This is a genomic window from Micromonospora sp. CA-263727 (assembly GCF_050942455.1).
Taxonomy (GTDB): domain Bacteria; phylum Actinomycetota; class Actinomycetes; order Mycobacteriales; family Micromonosporaceae; genus Micromonospora.
Genome location: NZ_CP192031.1, coordinates 5982856 through 6004925 on the forward strand (window position 1 = coordinate 5982856; position 22070 = coordinate 6004925).

The following is a 22070-nucleotide window of genomic DNA, read 5'->3' on the forward strand; positions in this document are numbered from 1 at the left end:
AGGCGGTGGTTACGGGAGGGTGCGGAGGTGGGGGGCGACGGTGCGGGCGAAGGTGTTGCCGTTGGTGATGTCCCAGTTGATTGACCAGGTCATCGCGCCGCGGAGGCCGGGGTAGGTGCGCGGCGGGCGGAAGCTGCCGCAGTTGGTGCCCCGGGCCAGGCAGTCCATGGCGGCGTTGACCACGCTGGGCGGGACTATGCCGCCACCGGCCGCACCGGCACCGGCCGGCAGGCCGAGCCCGACCTGGTCGGGCCGCAGCCCCGCCTCCAACTGGATGCAGGCCAGCGCGACGATGAAGTTGACCGTCCCCTGGGCGTACGCGGCATTGTTGTCGCAGCCGAGCATCGCCCCGGAGTTGTAGAACTGGGTGTTCACCACGGTCAGGATGTCCTTGATGTCCAGCGCCAGCTTGAAGTAGCTGCCGGCCGGGTTCTGCATGTCGATGGTCTGCGGCGCCATCGCGATGATCAGGCTGGTGCCCACCTTGGACCGGAGCGACCGCAGCGCCTGCGCCATGTACGTCGGGTTCAGTCCGTTCTCCAGGTCGATGTCGACCCCGTCGAAGCCGTACCGCTGGATCAACGCGTACACGCTGTCGGCGAAGGCGACCGCGGAGGCCGCGTCGTTCACCGCGACCCGGCCGGTCTCACCACCGACCGAGATGATCACCTTCTTGCCCCGGCTCTGGAGGGTGCGTATGTCGGCGGAGAACTCCGCGTCGGTGTAGCCGCCGAGCGAGGCGGCCAGCCCGGGGTCGATGGCGAAGCCGACCGCGCCCGGGGTGCCGGTGGCGTCGGCGAAGGCGACCGCGACCAGGTCGTACTCGGTGGGCACGTCGCGCAGCCGCAGCTCGACGGCGGGGTTGTCGAAATTGTGCCAGTACCCGGTCAGGATGTGCGCCGGCAACCCGGTCACCGGCGGCGGGCCGGTCGGCGGCGTGGTCGGGGGTGGCGTGGTCGGCGGCGGGGTCGTCGGGGGCGGGGTGGTGGGCGGGGTGGTCGGGGGCGTCCCGCCGCCGCAGGCCGCGCCGTTGAGCTGGCAGTTCGCCGGTACGCCGGAACCGCTGCCCAGGAAACCGAAGGCGACCGAGGCGCCGGGGGCGATGGTGCCGTTCCAGGAGCGGTTGGTGAAGGTGTACCGCTGGCCGCTGGAGGTCAGCAGCGCGTCCCAGTAGGTGCCGACCGTGGTGCCGGCCGGCAGGTCGAAGCTGAGGCTCCAGCCGTCGACCGTGCTGCCGCCCCCGTTGGTGATCGTGTACTTCCCCTCCCAGCCCGTACCCCAGTCGGACGTCTTGACGAAGCTCGCGGTGACCCCGGCGGCGTACGCCGCTGGCGCCAGCCACACCGCTCCCAGTGCGGCGGCCAGCGCACCGACCACCGACAGCACCAGGGTTCTGGACCGTTTCATGCCACCCTCCAGGCTGGACAAAATCCATGGACGTCAACCTCGCGCCCATTATTAAGAGTCTTAACTGTTTCTGTCCAGGGTGGGCGGGAGCGGGCGGGGGTGTTAATAGGGGCCCCCTGCTCTACCGGAGGCGTTAACAGGGGGCCCCTCCTTACACCTCAGCGGCGGAAGTGGAACCAGTTGACGTTGACGAAGTCGTTGGGCTGACCGCTGCTGAAGGTGAGGTAGACGGTCTGCCGGCCGGTCACCGAGGTGACGTTGCCCGGCACCGAGCGCCAGCTCTGCCAGCCGCCGGTGTTGGCGATCGCGAAGCTGCCGATCGGCGTACCGGTCGGGCTGCCCACCCGCACCTCGACCAGGCCGCTCACCCCGGCCGCCGCGCCGGAGGCGACCCGGGCCACGAAGTCACGCGGCCCGCTGGAGCCGAACTCCACGTTGTCGAAGCGGACCCAGTCGCCGTTGCGCAGCGCACCGATGTTCTGCCCGCCCTCGGAGCACGCCTCGACGATCACGCCGTTCTGCGCGTTGAAGGACTCGGCCTCGATGGTCGCGTACGCGTCCCGCACCCCGCTGGGCGGCGGCGTGGTCGTCGGCGGCGGGGTGCTGCCACCGCCCCGGCTGTAGACGGCCACGTAGTCGACGAGCATCGGCCGCCCCGAGACGGTCGCCGAGGTCGGCGTGGTGCCGCCGGCCACCCCGTTCGGGAAGGCCCCGCCCATCGCCACGTTGAGCAGCAGGAAGTAGCCGGCGTGGCTGGTCATCTGCGTCCAGTACGGCTCGCCCACCCGGCTCTGGCTGACCGTGTGGTAGAGCTGCCCGTCGACGTACCAGCGCAGCTGCTGGGGGCTGACCGAGGCGTCCCACTCGAAACGGTAGGTGTGGAACGCCGACTGGCAGGTGCTGCCCGGGCAGGCCCGGGAGGCGCCGATGCCGTTGAACTCGTCGCACGGGCCGCCGGGCGCGACGCCGCAGTGCAGCACGCCCCAGACCGTGTTGAGGCCGTTGACGTTCTCCATCACGTCGAACTCGCCGATGCCCGGCCAGTTCTGGTAGTTGCCCCGGTAGGGCGCGCCGAGCGCCCAGAACGCCGGCCAGTAGCCGGAGGCGGCGGCCCCGGTGACGTTGGGCATCTGGATCCGGCCCTCGATGGCCAGCACGCCGCCGGAGGGCGGCTTGAAGTTGCTGCGTACGGTCTCGATGCGGGCCGAGGTCCAGCGGCCGGCGCTGTCCCGCAGCGGGGTGATCCGCAGGTTGCCGGCGCCGTCGTGGCTGAGGTTGGCGGTGCTGTTGGTGTACGTCTGGATCTCGCCGGTGCCCCAGTTGGGCGGGCCGCCCGGGTAGCTGGTGCCGGTGTCGATGATCCAGTTGCTGGCCGACGGGAGGGTGCCGGCGGCGCCGGTGAAGTCGTCGCTCCACACCAGGCTCCACCCGGCCGGGGGCGGCGGCACGGCGGCGTCGGCGGTCGTGGCGAGCCCGGCGAGGACGGTGGTGACGGCGGTGAGCAGGGCCAACGCCAGCGGCAGCCGGCGTCGCGCAGGCAGGGCGGCGGGTGCCGCCGGGGCAGGTGTCATGGGATGTGCCTCTCTGCGGGGACGGGTGAGAGAGCGCTCTCTCAGGAGTTGTACGTCCCACCCGGAGAGTTGTCAATGTCGATCGGTACGGCAGGCTGGACCGGCCGACACGCCGCCGACACGCCGGCAGGCGTTTCCACCTCCCACCACAGCGGGTAATTGCCGGCCACCTGGTGCGGACGGACCGCACCCGGCCAGAGCGGACGGTGATGGCAATGGTCAGGCAGGTGGCTGCGGCCCCGAACCCGCCCGTCGAGGAAACCGACCTGCTCACCGTGGGTGTCGAGGAGGAGTTCCTGCTCGTCGACCCGGCCACCGGCGCCGCGGTGCCCGCCGTCGACGCGGTGCTCGCGCAGGTGCCCGCCGAGGTGCGCGGCCACGTGGAGCGGGAGTTCCAGACCAGCCAGATCGAGATCGGCAGCCCGCCCGGACGGGAACTCTCCTCGATCCGGCACTCCCTCGGCCTGCTGCGCGCAGCGCTCGCCGACGCCGCCGAGCGGGCCGGCGTACGGCTGCTCGCGATCGGCACCGGCCCGGTCGACGGACCGGTCCCCCCGGTGGTCGACAAGCCCCGCTTCGACCAGATGCTCGAACGGTTCCGGCTGCTGGTGCCCGGTCCCGGCAACAACGGCATGCACGTGCACGTCGGGGTGCCGGACCCGGACACCGGCGTACAGGTGCTCAACCACGTCCGGCCCTGGCTGCCGATCCTGCACGCGGTCACCGCCAACTCGCCGTTCGCCCGCGGCGCGGACACCGGCTACGCCAGCTGGCGGTCGATCGAGTGGGAGCACTGGCCATCGGTCGCGCCGACCCCCTTCCTGGCCTCCCACCACCACTACCGGAAGCTGATTCGCCAGCTGATCGCCAGCGGGATGATGCTCGATGAGGGGATGCTCTACTGGTACGCCCGGCTGTCGGCCAAGTACCCGACGGTGGAGCTGCGCATCGGCGACGTCTGCCCGACGGTGGACGACGCGGTCCTGGTCGCCGCCCTGGTCCGGGCGCTGGTGGCGACCGCGCTGGACGACATCGCCGCCGGGCGGCCACCGCTGCCGGCCGACCACCACCTGCTGGTCGGCGCGCACTGGCGGGCCGCCCACGACGGCCTGGAGGGCGCGGCGGTCGACCTGGCCAGCGGCGAGCTGCGCCCGGCGTGGGAGCTGCTGCACCAGCTCGTCGGGCGGCTCGGGCCGGCCCTGGAGCGGCACGGCGACCTCGCCGAGGTGACCGGGCTGCTGGACGGGCTGCGCGGGCACGGCACCGGGGCGGCCCGGCAGCGGGCGGTGTATGCCCGCACCGGCCGGTTGGAGGATGTGGTGGCGGACGTGGCGCGACAGACCCGGGGCGAGTTCCGGGCGTGACAGGAGGATTGCCGTGGCGGAACGGTTGATCGTCGTCGGCGGGGACGCCGCCGGCATGGCGGCCGCCTCCCAGGCGCGTCGTCGACGGGCTCGGGACGACCTGGAGATCATCGCGTTCGAGCGGGGGCACTTCACCTCGTACTCGTCGTGCGGTATCCCGTACTGGATCAGCGGACTGGTGGCCGACCGGGAGCAACTGGTGGCCCGGGATCCGGCCACCTTCCGGCAGTCGTACGACATCGACGTGCGCGTCCGGCACGAGGTGGTCGCGATCGACCTGGACCGCCGCGAGGTCCTCGCCCAGAACCTGGACGACGGCGGCGAGGTCCGCGAGCGCTTCGACACCCTGATGTACGCCACCGGAGCGGTGCCGACGAAGCCGGAATGGGTACAGACCGACGCGGCCGGGGTGTTCGGCGTGCAGACCCTGGACGACGGCTCGGCGCTGCGGGAGTGGCTGGACGCCGAGCCACGCCCCCGGCGGGCGGTCGTGGTCGGCGGCGGCTACATCGGCGTGGAGATGGCCGAGGCGCTGGTCCTGCGCGGGCTCTCGGTCACCCTGGTCGAGCGGGACGAGCAGCCGATGGCGACCGTGGACCCGGACATGGCCAAGCTGGTCACCGACGCGATGCGCGGGCTGGGCGTGGACATCCGCACCGGCGTGCAGGTCACCGCGCTCGCCGGCCGCGACGGCCGGATCTCCGAGGTGGTCACCGACGACGGCCCGATCCCGGCCGACGTGGTCGTTCTCGGCCTCGGCGTACGCCCGAACACCGCGCTCGCCGAGGCGGCCGGCCTGCCGCTCGGCCCGACCGGCGGGATCCGGACGGACCGCCGGATGCGGGTCGCCGGAGTGCCCGGGGTGTGGGCGGCCGGCGACTGTGTGGAGACCCTGCACCGGGTCAGCGGCATGCCGGTGCACGTGCCGCTCGGCACGCACGCCAACAAGCAGGGCCGGGTCGCCGGGATCAACATCGGCGGCGGGTACGCCACCTTCGCCGGGGTGATCGGCACCGCGGTCACCAAGGTCTGCGACCTTGAGGTGGGGCGCACCGGGCTGCGCGAGCGGGACGCCCTGGCCGCCGGCTTCGAGTTCGTCTCGGTGATCGCCGAGTCGACCAACCGGGCCGGCTACTACCCGGGGTCCCGGCCGATGACGGTGAAGCTGATCGCCGAGCGGCCCAGCGGCCGGCTGCTCGGGGCGCAGATCGTCGGCTGGTCCGAGGCGGCGAAGCGGATCGACACGCTGGCCGTGGCGCTGTGGAACCGGATGACGGTGGACGACATGACCGCCCTCGATCTCGGCTACGCACCGCCGTACGCCCCGGTCTGGGATCCGGTGCTGGTCGCCGCCCGCAAGGCGGTCGACGCCCTGGCGCGCTGACGGGTTCCGGGTACACCTGTTGTCGCCGGGACCGCAACAGATGTACCCACAGTTCTTGTCGGTGGTGGGGGTTAGCGTTTGCGCGCCACCCAGTCAGGGCCGGCCGACCCCTCGGAGGAATCCATGTCGCAGGAGACGACCTACCTCGAACTGTCCGAAGTGGACGGTGGAGCGCACAAGTTCTACGAGGTGGTGGTCGACGACGCCACGATGACCGTGCGCTACGGCCGGATCGGCGACCAGGGCCAGGTGAAGACCACCGGCTACCCCGACAACGCGCGGGCGCGGGCCGCCGCCGCGAAGAAGATCGGCGACAAGATCCGCAAGGGGTACGCCCCGGCGGTGCCCGGCGTACGGCAGAGGCGCTCGGTCTCCCGGCGGCAGATCGTCAGCACCCGCTCCACCGCCCGCACCGCCCCGGTGCTCTGGCGGTACGACTCCGGCGCCCCCGCCTTCGGCATCTTCATCGACGGGCGCACCTGCATGGTGGGCAACGAGTGGGGCGTGATCACCACCCTCGACCACGACGCCCGGGTGCTGGACCAGGTCCGCCTGCCGGACGGGGTGAAGTGCATCGTGGCCGACGACGCCTGGATCTACGCCGGCTGCGACGACGGCAACGTCTACGACCTCTCCGGCAAGATCCCCCGGGTGGCGTACGCGATCGCGCCCGACATCGACATCTACTGGCTGGACATCCACGACGGCGTCCTCGGTGTCTCTGACGCCGACGGCGGGATCGCCGCCATCGACCACGAGGACGAGTTCCTCTGGCGTCGGGCCGGGCGCGGCCGGTCGGCCTGGATGGTGCGCTGCGACGCCGATGCCGTCTACCACGGCGACTCGACCGGGGTGAGCGGCTACGACTGGCGCACCGGGCGGGAGTTGTGGCACACCCGTACCGGGCCGGTGCTCTTCGGCTGGCAGGAGCGCGACGCCGTCTTCGCCGGCACCGCGCTGCGCGACGTGGTACGCATCGGCAAGGACGGCCGGGCCGCCTCCCGCACGTACCGCGCCGACGCGCCGGTCTTCTCCTGCGCCACCGCCTCCGACGGCCGGTACGTCTTCGCCGGTGACAGCCAGTCCTCGATCTACTGTTTCGCCTCCGACGGCACCCGGCTGTGGAAGCTCGGCACCGGCTGCGGCTCGGCGTACTCGATGCAGTATCACGACCAGCGCCTCTACGTGGTGACCACCAGCGGCCACCTGGCCTGCATCGACGCCAGCGAGCCGGCGATCCGGGCGGCCGAGGCGGGCAGCGTGCCCGAGGTGGTCGACGTCAAGGCTCCCGCCCGACTGCCCGAGCCGGCCGCGTTCACCCAGGTCGAGGTGGTCGGCGACACCGGCAACGGGGTGATCGTGGAGTGCGTCGAGCAGGGCGGCCGGCTGCGGGTGCACGTCCTCTCCACCGGCTACCACCGCGACTGGTCGGTGCAGTTCCCCAAGGGCATCCGCGAGCCCGGAGCGCGCTACCTGGTCACCGAGGTCCGCGAGTCCGCCCGGGGCGGCTTCTACCGCGCCCACGGCGACATCCGCCGCCTCCGCTGATCCCGGTCCTGCCGTAGCCACGGCTGGCCGTACGGACGAAGCCGTCGTCGGTACCCGTGAAGAAGGCCGGCGAGATCGTGAACGCGAGGCGCTGGAGATCCGTCACGAGAGGTGTCGCCACGCCGAAAGGGATTGGTCTGTGCCAACCGACCTCACACTCAAGAAGTTCAAGGCGGGACGGATGCCGCGCCGGATGGTGGCGTTCGTCCTGGCCGCGTTGGCGATCCTCGCCGCCGTCGTCGCCGTCGGTTTCAGCGCCGCCTCGGCCCGGAGCGACGTGGTGGTCGGCGACCCGGTCACCGAGAAGCAGATGACCGTTCTCATCACCGCCGCCTCGTCCTGCCCGCTACTGACTCCGGCGAGGATCGCCGGGCAACTCATGGTCGAATCGGGTTTGAACCACCGGGCGTCGAAGACCGCCTCCGGCGGTCAGGGCATCGCCGGCCTCGAAGACGACGACTGGAAGGCGTGGAAGCCCTGGCCGGACGCCCAGCGCTCCGACATGTCCGCGAGCATCCTGGCGCTCGCCCACCAGATGTGCGACCTCACCGGCCAACTCCGGCTGGCTGGTGCCACCGGTGACAATTGGCGGCTCGCGGTGGCCGCCTTCCACATCGGGCTGCCCGCCGTGACCGAGGCCGACCGGGTGCCCGACGCTGCCGCGGACTACGTCGACCGGGTCAGCGACTACGCCGGGTACTACGGCAAGCTGAGGCAGTTCGGCGGGTCGGATGCCACCGCCCCGACGCTGCCCGCCGTCGAGGCGAAGCACGTTCCCGCCGCGTACGTGCCACTCGTCGTCGAGGCAGGTTCGGTCTGCGACCAGGTGACCCCTCCGCTGGTCGCCGCCCAGCTCATGACGCAGTCCGGATTCGACGCCAACCGGCTCGGTCCGTCCGGTCAACGCGGCATCGCGCAGTTCCTGCCCGAGGTGTGGCAGTCGTACGGACCCGACGGCGGCTCCGTGTGGGAGCCGGAGGTCGCGATCCCCGCCCTGGGCGACGCCATGTGCGGCCTGGTCAAGGAGTTGTCCGCTCTGGACGGTGACCCGCTTCTGCTGGCGCTCGCCGCCTACCGCGACGGCACCACGGCGGTACGGCAGGCCGGCGGCAGCATCGACCGCCAATCCGAGACGTTCCTGCGCTCGGTGAAGGCCCTCGCCGACATCTACGCGCTCGACTCCCGACTGACGCGGCCTGCCCCGGCAACGCCCTCCCCGTCGGCCGTACCGTCGCCCGTGGCCCCCACGACGCCGGACACCCGACCTTCCGGCGACCCGAGCCCGAGCACCGGCAGGCCCACTGGCACACCGTCCAGCCCGGCGACCGCCGCGCCGAAACCCACGCGCCCGACCGGCGCGGTGCAGATCTATCACGTGCAGACCAAGCTCTGCGTCAGCTCCGGCAGCACCGGCAGCGGTACCCGGCTCAAGCTGCGCACCTGCACCGAGGCACCGGCGCAGTGGTGGGATGTCCGTAGCGACGGGACCATCCGCTCCCGTGGCCTCTGTATGGAGATCGCCTCGGGTGGTTCCGAGGACGGCACCCCGGTGCAGGCGGCCACCTGCACCGGAGAGCCAGCGCAGCAGTGGCAGCTCGACGCCAAGAACCGCATGGTCAGCAAGCTCAACGACCGGGTCCTCGACGTCAGGCTGAACGACGAGGACAAGCCACTCGAAATCTGGACCAACAGGGGCTACGCCGACCAGGCCTGGCAACTGCGGTAACGACCGTGGGCCCTCCGTCCGCCGACCACGGCGGCGGGCGGGGCGGCGCCGGGAATCGCCGAGGGGCGTCGGCCCCCAGGGGGCGGGAATCAGTCGACGGTGGCCGGCTTCACGCCTGGCAGGTGGGGCACCAGTAGAGGTTGCGGGTGCCCAGGGTGCCCCGGCTGACCGGGGTGCCGCAGAGGTGGCAGGGCTGGCCGGCGCGACGGTAGACGTACACCTCGCCGCCGTGCCGGTCGACGCGGGGTGGGCGGCCCATCGCCTCCGGCAGGTGCGCCGGGCGGACCGTGTCGATCCGGCCGGCGGCGACGGCGAGTGCCATCAGCTCGACCAGGTCGGCCCAGAGGGCGTCCCACCCGGGGCGGGTCAGGTCACGGCCGGGCAGCGTCGGTGGCAGCCCGGCACGGAACAGCGCCTCCATCACGAAGATCAGGCCGGTGCCGGCCACCACCGACTGGTCCAGCAGCAGCGCCGCCAACGATGTCGAACTGCGCCGGATCCGGTCGTACGCGCGCTGCGGGTCAGCGTCGGCACGCAACGGGTCGGGGCCGAGGCGGGCCCGGAGCACCGCCACCTCGGGCGGGGTGAGCAGTTCACACGCGGCCGGCCCGCGCAGGTCGAGCCAGTGCCGGTCACTGGCCAGCCGCAGCCGGATCTGGCCGATCGGCTCCGGCGGCTCACCGTCGCCGTCGGTGACCTTGCCGTAGAGACCGAGGTGTACGTGCAGGGTCAGCTCACCGGCGTAGTGGTGCAGCAGGTGCTTGCCGTACGCCTCGGTGCCCTCCAGCACGCTGCCGGAGAGTAGCGCGGCACCCTCGGCGAACCGGCCCTGCGGGCTGGCCGCGAGCAGCTTCTCCCCGGCGAACAGCTCAGCATGCCGCGCCGCCAAACGATGGATCGTATGTCCCTCTGGCACAACACCAAGCGTAAAGGAGGGGCCCCCTGTTAACGCCTGGTGTATAGGAAGGGCCCCCTACTAACGGTCGGCGCAGGGTACGCCGCACCCCCTGCGGAAAGCCCAGCACGACGAAGGTTCCGGTCTCGCTGGCCAGCGGCGGGCCGGCGGCCAGCGGCAGCACCCGCAGCGAGACGTTCGGCAGCTTGGCCACGTCGGGCAGGTGTCGCAACGGCTCGACCATCGCCCGACGGAGCCGGCTCGGCCCCGCTGTTCGACGGTGGGGGCTGCCAGGAGTGTCTGGTTCAATTGCACGCCGGGCTGCCGGTGCGGCGGGCACCACGGCGCAATTCAGCGCAATTCAGCGCAATGAGGACGGTGGGTCATGGCGGATCGGGTGCGCTGTGCGGTGGTGGTCGGCAACAGCGACGGAATCGGGTTGGCGTTCACCCGGCGGCTGCTGGCGGACGGTTGGCGGGTCGCCGGGCTGTCCCGGCGGGAGAACGGGATCAACGTCCCGACGTACGCCCACCACACCGTCGACGTGACCGCGCCGGACTACCCCGACCTGCTCGGCAAGGCGGTCGACGAACTGGGGCAGGTGGACCTCTGCGTCTACGCCGCCGGCATCGGTGACCCCGTGGACCTGGCCGACCTGGACGCGCAGACCCACACCATCGAGGTGAACCTGATGGGGGCGGCCCGCACGGTGGCCGTGGTCGTGCCGAGGATGGTGGCGGCCGGTGACGGGCACGTCATCGGGCTGTCCAGCATGGCCGACCGGCTGGTCTCCGGGGAGGCGCCCGGCTACGCCGGCTCGAAGGCGGGGCTGTCGTCGTACCTGATGGGGCTGTCGGCGGCGCTGCGCGGACAGGGGGTGAGCGTGACCACCGTGCGGTTCGGGTTCGTCGATACCAAGATGGCCAAAGGTCCGGTGCGGCCGCTGATGATCCCGGTGGACCGCGCCGTGGAGATCCTGGCCCGGTGCGTCCGCAGCCGCCCCGTACGGGTCTCCCGCCCCCGCCGGATGGCCCTGCTCACCTCCCTGCTGGCCCCCCTGACCCGCCCCCGCCGGTGAGCAGCCTGTACCAAGATCCGCTTGCCTCGACGGCCTAATGGAACGAAGGGGTGTCGGGGAAGTGGGGGGTGGGTATCTCGGGGGCGTTGACGTGTGGCGGGCGATGAACGGGGTCGCGACGCCTTCCACGCATGACCAGGAGGTGTACCCATGAGATTTCCTTCGCTGTCCCGCCGGGAGGCGCCCGCACCGGCCCCGACCTCCGGCGACGACGCCGGCCGCAGCGGAGCGGTAGCCACCGAGGCCCGCCCCACCACTCGACCCAGGGTCGACGAGCGCACCGACGGCCGCACCACCGATCGGGGCGCGGCGGCGATCACCCCGACCACTTCCCGGGACCGCACCACCGGCAGGGCCGACGCCGCCTCCAAAGCCGGCGCCGAAAGGGGCGCCGTGGCCCGGGCCGTCACCGCCCGTTCCGGCGTCGACGGTTCCCGCCGCGCCCGTACCGCCGCACCGGGCTCGGCCCCGGCCACCGACGCCGAGCCGGACTCGCGCACCGACCGGACCACGAACACCACCGACCGTGCCCCGAGCACCGACCGGCCCTCGGGTGCCCACCGCGCCCCCGTCACCGGGCGGGACACTACGTCCGAGCAGGACCGGGTCCCCGCCGCCGACGTGCCGCCCGCACCGGTCGGCCCACGGCCCCGGGCCAGCCTGCTGGCCACCCTCGGCCTGGTCGTCGGGGTCGCCGGCATTCTCTTCGTCCTCACTGGGACGCTCGCCGGGTACGGCATCGCGGTCGGCGCGGTCGGCGCGGTGCTCGCCGTGCTCGGCCTGATCGCCACCCGGCGACGGCACATCGCCGGCAAGGCGGACGCGCTGCTCGGGATCGCCATCGGGCTCGGCGCGGTGGTCCTCGGCGTACTGGCGATGACCGGGCAGTACGACTGGCCGAGCACCGACGGCGACGCGGTGGCCCGTCTCCGTGAGTGGCTCGACTCACAGTTTGTCGACCGAATCTAGGGGGCACATTTCGGCCCGCCGGTGGTTCACCGGCGTCCGGCCGGTGAACCACCGGCCGCAGCCCGACCAGTTCTGGTGGTTCACCAGCCGGGCGCACACAACCCTCGTCAGGGGCGGCGGCTCGCCGCCCCTGACGCGTCTCCGGAGCATCCACCCCGGCGGTTGATCCACACAACTTCAGGGATGTTGCGGTGTCAGCGCGACTGGAGGCAGCAACTTCACCGAAACTGGGCGGATCATCTTCGGAGCGGCCGATGCCGCCCTGGGGCGGCGGCCACTGACGGTGAGGAAGCTGGTCCGCTCTTGCCCGAGCGGGGAAGCGACAACGCAACGATCCACCACTGCTACCGCAGGAGACACAACGATCAGCCGGCCTGTGCAAGGGTTCTCGGTGGATTCTGTGGTTCTGCGGCGCATAACGTTGAGCAACGGCGCCAGCCCGTCGGCCGACGGTGGCCGGGCGCGCCCGAGCCCTGGGAGCAGGACAATGACGATGGACGCCACCCGCCAGCGCTTCCTGATGTGCCGGCCGACGTACTTCGCCGTCGACTACGCGATCAACCCCTGGATGGACCCGAGCGCCCCGGTCGACGCCGGCCTCGCCGTGCGGCAGTGGGAGCGGCTGCGCCAGGTCTACCGGGACCTGGGTCACACCGTCGAGGAGATCACTCCGGTGCCGGGCCTGCCCGACATGGTCTTCGCCGCCAACGGCGGCACCGTGATCGACGGCAGGGCGATGGCCGTGCAGTTCCGGGACCCGCAGCGCGCCGACGAGGCGCCCGCCTACCGGGCCTGGTTCGAGGCCGCCGGCTTCGAGCTGTACGACCCGAAGCACGTCAACGAGGGTGAGGGCGACATCCTGCTGGCCGGCGACTACCTGCTCGCCGGCACCGGTTTCCGGACCGCGCACGCCTCGCACGCCCAGTTGCAGGAGGTCTTCGGCTATCCGGTGATCACCATGCAGCTGGTCGACCCGCGCTTCTACCACCTGGACACCGCGCTGACCGTGCTCGACGAGCGGACCGTGGCGTACCTGCCGGAGGCGTTCTCGCCCGGCAGCCAGGCCGTCCTGCGCCGGCTCTTCCCCGACGCGGTGCACGCCACCATGGCCGACGCCGAGGTGCTCGGCCTCAACGCGGTCGGCGACGGCCGGCACGTGGTGCTGCCCGCGCAGGCCACCGACCTGGCCGCGCAGCTGCGCGACCGGGGCTACGAGACCATCGGCGTCGACCTGTCCGAGCTGCGCAAGGCCGGCGGCGGGCCGAAGTGCTGCACGTTGCGACTCCGTCAGGGAAAGGCAAGCAAGTGATCGAGGACATGCTGCGGACTCCGGCCGCGGTACAGGACGCGGAGCGGTACACCGCCCACAACTACCACCCGCTGCCGGTGGTGATCTCCTCCGCCGAGGGCGTCTGGCTGACCGACGTGGACGGCCGGCGCTACCTCGACTGCCTGGCCGGCTACTCGGCGCTGAACTTCGGCCACCGGCACCCGGCGCTGATCGCCGCCGCGCACGCCCAGCTCGACAAGCTCACGCTGACCAGCCGGGCCTTCATCCACGACCAGTTCGCCGACTTCTGCCGCGAGTTGGCCGCGCTCTGCGGCAAGGAGCTGGTGCTGCCGATGAACACCGGCGCCGAGGCGGTGGAGACCGGCATCAAGGTGGCCCGCAAGTGGGGCTACCAGGTCAAGGGCGTGCCGGCCGGTCAGGCCAACATCGTGGTCGCCGAGGGCAACTTCCACGGCCGTACGACCACCATCGTCAGCTTCTCCACCGACGAGGACGCGCGGGCCGACTTCGGGCCGTACACCCCCGGCTTCCGGATCGTCCCCTTCGGTGACCTGGCCGCGCTGGCCGGGGCGATCGACGAGCACACCGTCGCAGTGCTGCTGGAGCCGATCCAGGGCGAGCAGGGTGTGGTGGTGCCGCCGGAGGGCTACCTGCCGGGCGTACGCCAGCTCTGCACCGAACGCAACGTGCTCTTCATCGCCGACGAGATCCAGTCCGGCCTGGGCCGCACCGGCACCACCTTCGCCTGCGAGCACGAGGGCGTCGTGCCGGACATGTACCTGCTGGGCAAGGCGCTCGGCGGCGGCATCGTGCCGGTCTCCGCGGTGGCGGCCGACGCCGACGTGCTCGGGGTGCTCAAGCCGGGCCAGCACGGCTCCACCTTCGGCGGCAACCCGCTCGCCTGCTCGGTGGCCACCGAGGTGGTCCGGCTGCTGGCCACCGGCGAGTTCCAGCGCCGCTCGGCCGAGCTGGGCGAGCGGCTGCACGCCGGCCTGCGCGGGCTGGTCGGCAAGGGCCTGGTCGCGGTGCGCGGCCGGGGCCTCTGGGCCGGCCTGGACATCGACCCGGCGCTGATGAGCGGCCGGGCGGCCTGCGAGCGGTTGATGGAGCGCGGGGTGCTGGCCAAGGACACCCACGGCTCGACCATCCGCCTCGCCCCACCGCTGGTGATCACCGAAGCGGAGATCGACCACGCGGTGGCGCAGCTGGCCGCCGTGCTGGCCGGCTGAGGTCGTCGTACCACCCGGGCGGGCGGCGGACCGCGGTCCCGCCGCCCGCCGTCGCTTGACCGGCCTCAGCGGGGCAGGCGCATCGCCATGGTGGGCGCCTCGGACATGACCGAGTCGGGGTTGTACGGCGCGCCCGTCGGCAGCTCGCTCGGACGGCCGATCTGCACCCCCGGATAGAGCTCCACCATGTCTCCGGCGCCCAGGACGCGGGACTGCTGCGGTGCCAGGGGGATCCGGTCCGACTCCGCCATCGAGCCGCCCGGACGGACACCGGAGCCGTTGGTGCTCACGTCGGTGACGACCACGTCGCCGCCACGCAGCTCCAACCGGACGTGACTGCGGCTGATCCACCGGCGGGCCTCGTCGTTGAGCCACTGCCCGAGCATGATCCCGCCGGAGCCGTCCGGCGCCCGGCCGACCACCGCCGGCTGCTCCTCGGTGAGCACGAAGCGGCGCCGGGTCAGGCCGCCGACGCGTACCGCGAGAACCTCGCTGCGCGGCCGGGGACCGGCGTCGCGGAGCCGGCTGCCGTGCCGGGGGCAGGTCGGCACACCGTTGCGCAGCGACGGTGGCGGCTGACCGGCCGGTACGCGGTCCACCGCGGCCAGGTCGGCGAAGGCCCCGCCGCCCCCACCGCCACCGAAGAGGGTGCAGCCCGACTCCGAGCACCGCCACTCCCGGGTGAGCAGCTTGGCGCCGGCCGGCGACGGTGGCCCGGAGACCGGCGTGTGGCCGCCGCCCACGTGGGCGATGAAGACCGGGCCACCGGCGCCCGGCACCGGGGCGAGCGCCCGACCCGGCTGCTCGACGAGCCAGGGGAACCGTCCGCGCAGGCCGTCGAAACGGACCCGGCTGAGCACCGGCAGGCCGAGCAGGTCGGCCACTTCCAGCATCCGGTCACCGGGGTTGTCGAGCACCTCGACCTTGCCGTCGTCGGCCCAGCGGCGGACCACCATCCGCTCGTTGGAGGTCAGGTCGGCGTCGGAGAGCACGCCCCGGTGCACCACCGCGTAGACCGGGACGCTGTCCTCCTCCATGCTGCGCGCCAGCGCGTCGATGACCATGCCGAGGCGCAGTGTGCTGGCCGGGCGTCCGCCGTCGAGATCCTGGTATCGGATGATCTCGGCCAGGTCGAGCACCGCGCGGGCCAGCTGCGGGTCGGTGCAGACCCGCCCCTCGATCGCGTCCAGCACCTTGCTGATCTCGAACCTCATCGGGCGGCCTCCACGATCTCGTCGATCAGGCGGGCCAGCTCAACGTCACGCGTCGTGACGCCGCCGGCCGAATGGGTCACGCAGCGGAAGGTCAGGGTCCGCCACCGGATGTCGATGTCGGGATGGTGGTCCCGCTCCTCGGCCGCCACGGCGACCCGGTCGACCACCGCGATGGCGTCCGGGAAGCTGGCCAGCTCCACCGTGCGGGTGATCCCGGTCGGATCTCCCGACCAGCCCGTCAACCCGCCCAGCTCGCTTCGCACCGCCTCGGCGGTGAGCACGTCTGCCATGGCCAGACCCTACCGTCGCACCTCCGGCCGGGAAGAGACACGTCCGCACCAAGATCGACGGGCTCAGGTCATCCGGGTCAGGGTGGAGCGGAGGCGGAGGAGGTCGCGGCGGCGGCGCTCGTAGGTGGCGGCCAGGCCGATCAGGGTCAGGCCGGCGGCGGCCAGGAAGACCCACCGGGGCAGCAGGTCCCAGCTGCGGACCAACTCGTGCAGGGCAAGCAGGGTCAACGTCGCCCCGCCGACCACGACCGGCGCCTGCCAGCGACGGACCGCCCCGAGCAGCGTCGCGGCGAGCGCGGCGGCGCCGAGCAGCAGCCGTCGCCACGGCTGCGGGTCCGGGCCGAACAGCACGGCGGCCAGGCTGGGCAGCAGCGCCGCGGCCAGGCCGGGGCCGAGCGCGAGCCAGCTGGTCAACCCCGGCCGGGTACGCAGCGCCACCGCGCCCGCCGAGAGCGCAAGCGCCGCCAACGGCACGGTGTACGCCTCCAGCACCGTCACCCCGCCGGACACCAGCAGCAGCCAGACGGCGAGCAGCTCGCTGCCCCCGGCGATACCGGCGAAGCCCCACCGTCGCCCGGTCGACTCGTCCCGGCGCAGCAGCCGCAGCCCGACCGCGGCCCCCCAGAGCACGCAGATCGTCGCGGCGTGCCGGGGCGCACCGACGGTGAGCAGCAGCGCGAGCAGCGCCACCGCCTGCGCGGCGGCATCCAGCGCCGCCCGCAGCAACCCCGCCCCGGCCACCGCCGACCCACCGGCGGAACCGGACGCGAACGACCCAGCCGAGCCCGGCGCAGCAAGCGGAGCGGGGACCGGCGCGGCAGGCGGGAACGGGACCGACGCAGCAGGCGGCGCCGGAGCCGGCGCGGCAGGCGGCGTCGGGACCGGCGCGGTCCGGCGGCGGGCGGGCACTGTCGCGGCGAGGGTGAGGGCGAGGGCCGCCACGCCGAGCACCGCGAACGCGGCCACCCGCAGCGGCAGCCCCGCGGCGAGCGGGGCGGTGACGGCGAACCCGGTCGCCGCCGCGACCGCGATCAGCCAGCCGGCCAGGCGCACCAGGGCGTGACGCGCCGCCACCCCGACCACGGTCGCCGCCACCACCAGCAGTCCCAGCCCGGCCAGCGTGCCGGCCCGGGTCGCCTGGAGATTGAGCAGCCCGGCCCCGGAGAGCACCAGCCCCACCGGCACGGCCGCACCGACGAACGGCGACCGTGCCGCCAGCAACGCGGTCGCCAGCAGCAGGGCGACCCCGGCGACCAGCGCCACCGCGGGCACCACCGGCCAGGGCGCGCCGGCGGCGACGAGCAGCACCTGCCCCGCCACGGCCGCGAAGGGCAGCACCGTCGCGGCCACCCGCCCGGCACCGGCCCGGCCGATCCGCCACCAGCTCTCCCCGCCACCAGCACCCTCGGCACCACCAGCACTCTGGGCACCACCAGCACCCTGGGCAGCACCGCCAGCACCAGCACGAGCGGCAGCACCCGCGCCAGCAGCGGCACCAACGCCCGCGGGAACGCCCGCGTCACCAGCGGCAGCAACGGTCAGGGCGATCGGCCAGGCGGCCAGCGCGGCGGCCAGGGCCAGCACCGCCAGCGCCACGCCGACCGGCACCGCGCCCGGGGCGGGCTGCACGGCCGGCACGCCGGACCAGGGGGCGGGTGGCGGGCCGTACGGGGTCACCAGCGCGGTCAGGGCCACCGGGACGGCGGCCAGCACCGCCACGGCGGCCAGCCCCACACCGGCCACCGGCAGCACCGCCAACAGTCGGGCCCGGAACCCGGCCAGCGCGACCAGCAGCGCCGCCCCGGCCGCGTAGACCGTCACCGGATCGTCGCCCGGCACGGCAACCGGCGACACTCCGGTCAACACGGCCGCCACGGCGAGACCGGCCGAGGCGTACGCCCACAGGTCGGGCCAGTGCCGGCGGAGGGTGAGCAGCGCGACCGCCGGCAGCGCGACGGCGGCCAGCGCCGCCCGTGCCTGCCACCACGGCGGCGCGCCGGCACCGATCAGCGCGACCGCCGCGCCGGCCGGCACCACGAGCACCGCCGCGACCAGCCCGAAACCGGCCACGGTGCGCTGCGCCAGCCCACCACGCCGGCCGAGGGCGGCCACGCCGAGACCGACGGTCAGGATCACCGCGCAGGCCGCGCCGGCCCCGCCCGGAGCGGCCAGCCCGACCAGCAGCCCGTGCCCGAGCAGCACGGCGCCGCCCGACGCCGGGGTGAGCGCCATCGACCCCCGTACCACCGGGCGGGCCACCGCGGCGGCCAACAGCACCGCCCCCACCACCAGGTCGACGGCGACCACGGCCGGCCACGGCGCGGCCCAGGCCACCGGCACGGCAAGCGCCGTCGCGGCGACGCCGGCCGCCACGACCGCCGGCCGGACGGACCGGGGCAGCAGCCAGACCACCGCCGCCGAGGTCAGCGCCACCGCGACCGGGAGTTGCCAGCCCCAGGCGAACGCCGGCCCCGCCGTGGCCCCCCGCCACGGCGGCAACGAGCGGCCGACGGTGGCACCGGCCAGCACCGCCGCCGCCAGCGTCGTCAACGTCGCCCCACCGGCAGCCACCAGCAACGCGCCGACCCGAGGGCCGGCCCGCCAGCCGGCCGGGAGCAGCCGAACCGCACCGGCCAGCAGCACCGTGACCAGCGCCGCCACCAGCAGCAGCAGCGACGGGCGCAGCTCTCCCGCCGGACGGATCAGCGCGCCGGCCAGCACCGGCACCAGGGCCCCGGCCGCCACCGCCCGCGCCGTCCCCCCGCCGACCAGCAACGCCGCGCCGAACACGGTCAGCGCCACCAGCAGCATCGGCCCGCCGGCCAGCAGCGGTACGCCGCCCGCCCGGCCGACCAGCAGCGGCACCAGCGCGCAGCCCCCGGCGAGCAGCACCGCACCGGCGTACCCGATCCCGGCGGTCACCTGCCCGGCGATCAGCACCGCCGAGGTCGTCGTGGCCCCCTCGCCCGCGACGTTCCCCGGCCGACGCCGCAGCGCGACGACCACCGCCAGGTCGACCAGTGCCACCCCGACGAAGACCACCGCCCAGCCGGCCGTCTCCGGTCGCGCCTCGGCGGCGAGCAGCGGCAGCACCGGCTGCCCGGCCAGCAGCGCGGCGAACCACGGCACGGTCAGCCGGCTGAGCCGGGCGTATCCGGCGGCGACCGCCGCGCTGGCCGCCGCGACGAAGGCGGCGTACCGGCTGCCCGGCCAGCCGGCCACCCCGAACAGGTCCACCGTCCAGGCGGCGTACCCGTCGAGCACCACCAGCAGCAGCCCGACGGCGGCGAACGTCTCGGCGGTGCCGCGCAGCCCGCGCCAGCGCGCGACCAGCGGCACGGCGAGCAGCAGCGCGGTGACCGCCAGCAGGATCAGCGCCCGGCCGGCCACCCCGACCGAAGCCCAGGCCACGGCCGTGAAGACCGTCGCCGCCGTGCCGAGCAGCAGTCCGCCGAGGACGAAGAGCAGACCCTGCACCGTCCGGGTCGAGGTCTCCGCCCCACCCGGAGCGACCGGCGCCGCCGGGACGGGCAGCGGCGCGGGACGCAGCACCGGGGCCGGCGGCCACCCGGCGGCCATCGGCGTCGCGGCCGGTACGCCCGGCGGCCCGGCCGCGACCGGTGCCGGAAACTCCGCCCGGACCGCGGCGGCCAGCTCGGCCCGGCGCCGTCGGGTCGTCGTCAGTCGCCCGGCCAGTTCCTCGTACGCCTGGCGGGCCCGCTCCACCTCGCCGCCGAGCGCGAGGATCTCCCGGTCGAGCCGGATCACCTCGGCGGCGCCGGGGTGCGGCGGCCGGCCGCATCCGGTGCAGCCGGAGTCGAGATTCGCCGGTGCGCCGCAGGCCGGGCAGGGGTAGCCGTTGTTCACCCGGTCATCCTCGGCGGACCCGCCCCGTCCGCGCCAGAGTGCGCGTACTCAGGGACGGGTGTGCTCGAACACCCACGCGGCATACCCGGGGTGACCGCAGTCGACCCGGCTGACCAGAATCTCCGGCACCTCGTACGGGTGGCCGGCGCGGATCTGCTCCACCAGCGCGTCGACCCGGTCCGGCGCGGTCTTGAACTGCACCGACCACTCGGTGCTGGTCTCCACTCCGGACCGCCACCAGTAGGTGCTCTCCACCTGGCCGCCCACCTGGGCGCAGGCCGCGAGCCGCCCGGCCACGGCGGCGGCGGCCAGCAGGTCGGCGACCGACCGCGCGTCGACCACCGTCGTCACCACGCTGATCTGGTCCACCTGCGCACCCTACGTGGGATCGTCGCGATTCGTCGCGACCCACTCGTCTATCCGACTCCACCAGTCGTACAGCCAGTCGATCCGCTGCTGCCGCCCGGACGGGATCTCCTCCGGCGGCACGGACCAGAACCGCATCACCAGCCGCTTGTCCATCGGCAGTTCCCGCCACACGTCGGCGACGGTGAGCATCCGGTCCAGGCCGGTGTGCGCCACGAAGATCACCCCGGCGTCCGGGGCCGCGTCCAGCGCCGCCAGCAGCCCGCCGGGCTTCGGGGCGAGCACGTGCTGCATGGCCTCCGCCTTCACCGCCATCCGCTCGTGGCCCCGGTCCCGCAGCCGGGCGATGGCCCGCAGCCGGCGCTTCGGGGTGAAGTTGCCGCCCTCCGGAAAGATCACGAAGGCGTCGTCGTCGTCCAGCCCGGTGGCGAGGTGCCCGACCTGCTCGGTGAGCGGGCCCCGGCCGTCCCGGCCGGGCGCGATGAACCGGCTCGGCAGCCGGTTGAGCAGCACGTCGATCGCCGGATCCCACTGGAGGGTGTCCTTGAGCACGATCCGCGGCTCGCGCCGGAACCAGTTGACCAGCGCGTGGATCAGGATGAACGAGTCGCCCGGACCGGCGTGCCGGCAGACCACCAGCTCGGGCCGGCCGGGCAGGGCCGTGTCCGGGTCGGTGCCGACCACCTCGATGCGCAGCCGCAGCGTCCATCGGGCCTGCCAGAACATCACCCGCAGGAACCAGCCGGCGAGCACGTAGTGGGCCCGTTGGAAGGCCGGTGAGGTCACCCGCCAGCCGAACCCGGCGGCCACCCAGAGCACGAACAGGCAGAGCAGGGCCGCGGCGTCCCAGAACAGGTAGAAGAAGGCGACCCACAACACGCGCAGCGGGCGCAGCCGCCCGGGGACGAACGGTGACACGGCCAGGGCCACCAACGCCCACACCGGCACCGTGGTCACCAACAGGACCGCGAGCAGCACCACGCCCGGAGCCAACAGCAGCCGGCGGACCCATCGCGGCGGTAGGGGCATCAGCGCTCCAGGTTCGCCAGGTAGTGCCGGGAGGCCGAGTAGGCGCGGCTGATCCGCCGGCCCACCGCGGCCATGTCCCGGTACGCCCACGGGGTGTCGTCGCGCGGTTCCAGCCCGCCGGTCGGCAGCACGTGCACCTCCACCCCGTCGGGCAGCGCGGCCAGTTCCCGGGCGAACCGGTGCCGGCGGGCGATCTCGAACGCGACCTGGGCGATCTCCCAGGGCCGCCGGGGCGGGGCCAGCGCCCGCTCGATCCGGCCAACCTGGAGTACGAAGATCCGGCCTGCGCCGGCCGTCACCGCCTCGCCGATCGGGATGGAGTTGACGATCCCACCGTCGACGTAGTGCTGGTCGCCGATCTGGGCCGGCGGCAGCAGCCCCGGCACCGAGGCGGAGGCGAGCACGGCCGGCACCAGCGGCCCGCCGACGAACCAGTGCTCGGCGGCCCGCTCGATGTTCGCCGCGCAGCAGCGGAACGGGATCTTCAGATCGGCGAAGGTGGTCTCCGCGCCCAGTTCGCTCTCCAGCAGCTTGCGCAGCGGCCGGGGCGAGTGCAGGTGGGTCCGGGTGGCGAACCGGCGCAGCTGCCGGGCCACCGAGTCGCCGTACACCTCGCTCGCCTCGGGCGAGGCCCAGAGCCGCACCAGCCGGTCGGTGACCGCCTCGGAGGGGTCGGCGGCGACCAGGGCGCCGTTGACCGCGCCGATCGACGTGCCGAGCACCATGTCCGGCCGGATCCCGGCCCGGAACAGCGCCCGCAGCATGCCCACCTCGACCGCGCCGAGGACGCCCCCGCCCCCGAGCACGAACGCCACCGGTCCCCGCACCATGCCCTTCATCCT

Annotated in this window: 18 protein-coding genes; 8 read left to right on the forward strand and 10 right to left on the reverse strand. The window is 73.6% G+C overall.

What is annotated here, in order from left to right; all coding sequences use genetic code 11:
* Window positions 1-9: 9 nt before the first annotated feature.
* Together ACQPYA_RS26145 and ACQPYA_RS26150 are read right to left on the reverse strand one after the other, a co-directional pair.
* On the reverse strand, window positions 10-1407 hold the full coding sequence (locus ACQPYA_RS26145) for a chitinase (RefSeq protein ID WP_433529714.1): 1398 nt from the start codon (window positions 1405-1407) through the stop codon (window positions 10-12).
* Between the two features lie 158 nt (window positions 1408-1565).
* Window positions 1566-2978 (reverse strand): carbohydrate-binding protein, encoded by a 1413-nt coding sequence (locus ACQPYA_RS26150; RefSeq protein ID WP_433529715.1) that lies wholly within the window; start codon window positions 2976-2978, stop codon window positions 1566-1568.
* Window positions 2979-3187: 209 nt separating this feature from the next.
* Here ACQPYA_RS26150 and ACQPYA_RS26155 point away from each other — a divergent pair, with 209 nt between their 5' ends.
* From ACQPYA_RS26155 to ACQPYA_RS26170, 4 genes are all read left to right on the forward strand, one after another.
* Entirely contained in the window at window positions 3188-4342 is a 1155-nt protein-coding gene (locus tag ACQPYA_RS26155; protein ID WP_433529716.1) for a carboxylate-amine ligase, read from the forward strand.
* A 13-nt stretch (window positions 4343-4355) separates the two neighbouring features.
* Complete coding sequence (locus ACQPYA_RS26160) at window positions 4356-5726, forward strand: FAD-dependent oxidoreductase (RefSeq protein WP_433529717.1); 1371 nt, start codon at window positions 4356-4358, stop codon at window positions 5724-5726.
* A 123-nt stretch (window positions 5727-5849) separates the two neighbouring features.
* A complete protein-coding gene (locus ACQPYA_RS26165) occupies window positions 5850-7274 on the forward strand; it encodes a WGR domain-containing protein (protein ID WP_433529718.1) in 1425 nt (474 codons plus the stop codon).
* A 139-nt stretch (window positions 7275-7413) separates the two neighbouring features.
* Window positions 7414-9000 (forward strand): ricin-type beta-trefoil lectin domain protein, encoded by a 1587-nt coding sequence (locus ACQPYA_RS26170; protein WP_433529719.1) that lies wholly within the window; start codon window positions 7414-7416, stop codon window positions 8998-9000.
* A 109-nt stretch (window positions 9001-9109) separates the two neighbouring features.
* Here ACQPYA_RS26170 and ACQPYA_RS26175 read toward each other — a convergent pair whose 3' ends face one another.
* Window positions 9110-9916: an Fpg/Nei family DNA glycosylase gene (locus tag ACQPYA_RS26175; RefSeq protein ID WP_433529720.1), complete on the reverse strand. Its 807-nt coding sequence runs from the start codon at window positions 9914-9916 to the stop codon at window positions 9110-9112.
* On the reverse strand, window positions 9870-10139 hold the full coding sequence (locus ACQPYA_RS26180) for a Scr1 family TA system antitoxin-like transcriptional regulator (protein WP_433529721.1): 270 nt from the start codon (window positions 10137-10139) through the stop codon (window positions 9870-9872). The genes ACQPYA_RS26175 and ACQPYA_RS26180 overlap by 47 nt, the downstream gene beginning before the upstream one ends.
* 141 nt (window positions 10140-10280) lie before the next feature.
* Between ACQPYA_RS26180 and ACQPYA_RS26185 the strand changes: the two genes are divergently transcribed.
* From ACQPYA_RS26185 to rocD, 4 genes are all read left to right on the forward strand, one after another.
* Window positions 10281-10973, forward strand: a complete 693-nt coding sequence (locus ACQPYA_RS26185; protein WP_433529722.1) for an SDR family NAD(P)-dependent oxidoreductase — start codon at window positions 10281-10283, stop codon at window positions 10971-10973.
* A gap of 150 nt (window positions 10974-11123) precedes the next feature.
* Window positions 11124-11942, forward strand: coding sequence for a thrombospondin (locus ACQPYA_RS26190; protein ID WP_433529723.1), 819 nt, complete (start codon window positions 11124-11126; stop codon window positions 11940-11942).
* A gap of 493 nt (window positions 11943-12435) precedes the next feature.
* Window positions 12436-13251: a dimethylargininase gene (gene ddaH, locus ACQPYA_RS26195; protein WP_433533627.1), complete on the forward strand. Its 816-nt coding sequence runs from the start codon at window positions 12436-12438 to the stop codon at window positions 13249-13251.
* Window positions 13248-14462 (forward strand): ornithine--oxo-acid transaminase, encoded by a 1215-nt coding sequence (rocD, locus tag ACQPYA_RS26200; protein WP_433529724.1) that lies wholly within the window; start codon window positions 13248-13250, stop codon window positions 14460-14462. Before ddaH ends, rocD begins: the two co-directional genes overlap by 4 nt.
* A gap of 65 nt (window positions 14463-14527) precedes the next feature.
* Here rocD and ACQPYA_RS26205 read toward each other — a convergent pair whose 3' ends face one another.
* From ACQPYA_RS26205 to ACQPYA_RS26230, 6 genes are all read right to left on the reverse strand, one after another.
* Window positions 14528-15676, reverse strand: a complete 1149-nt coding sequence (locus ACQPYA_RS26205) for an FHA domain-containing protein (protein WP_433529725.1) — start codon at window positions 15674-15676, stop codon at window positions 14528-14530.
* Complete coding sequence (locus ACQPYA_RS26210; RefSeq protein WP_433529726.1) at window positions 15673-15966, reverse strand: 4a-hydroxytetrahydrobiopterin dehydratase; 294 nt, start codon at window positions 15964-15966, stop codon at window positions 15673-15675. Before ACQPYA_RS26210 ends, ACQPYA_RS26205 begins: the two co-directional genes overlap by 4 nt.
* A 63-nt stretch (window positions 15967-16029) precedes the next feature.
* A complete protein-coding gene (locus ACQPYA_RS26215; RefSeq protein ID WP_433529727.1) occupies window positions 16030-19833 on the reverse strand; it encodes an SCO7613 C-terminal domain-containing membrane protein in 3804 nt (1267 codons plus the stop codon).
* 48 nt (window positions 19834-19881) lie between these two features.
* Complete coding sequence (gene cutA, locus ACQPYA_RS26220; protein WP_433529728.1) at window positions 19882-20202, reverse strand: divalent-cation tolerance protein CutA; 321 nt, start codon at window positions 20200-20202, stop codon at window positions 19882-19884.
* 9 nt (window positions 20203-20211) lie between these two features.
* Entirely contained in the window at window positions 20212-21228 is a 1017-nt protein-coding gene (locus ACQPYA_RS26225) for a 1-acyl-sn-glycerol-3-phosphate acyltransferase (protein WP_433529729.1), read from the reverse strand.
* On the reverse strand, window positions 21228-22058 hold the full coding sequence (locus ACQPYA_RS26230; RefSeq protein ID WP_433529730.1) for a patatin-like phospholipase family protein: 831 nt from the start codon (window positions 22056-22058) through the stop codon (window positions 21228-21230). The genes ACQPYA_RS26225 and ACQPYA_RS26230 overlap by 1 nt, the downstream gene beginning before the upstream one ends.
* Between the last annotated feature and the right edge of the window lie 12 nt (window positions 22059-22070).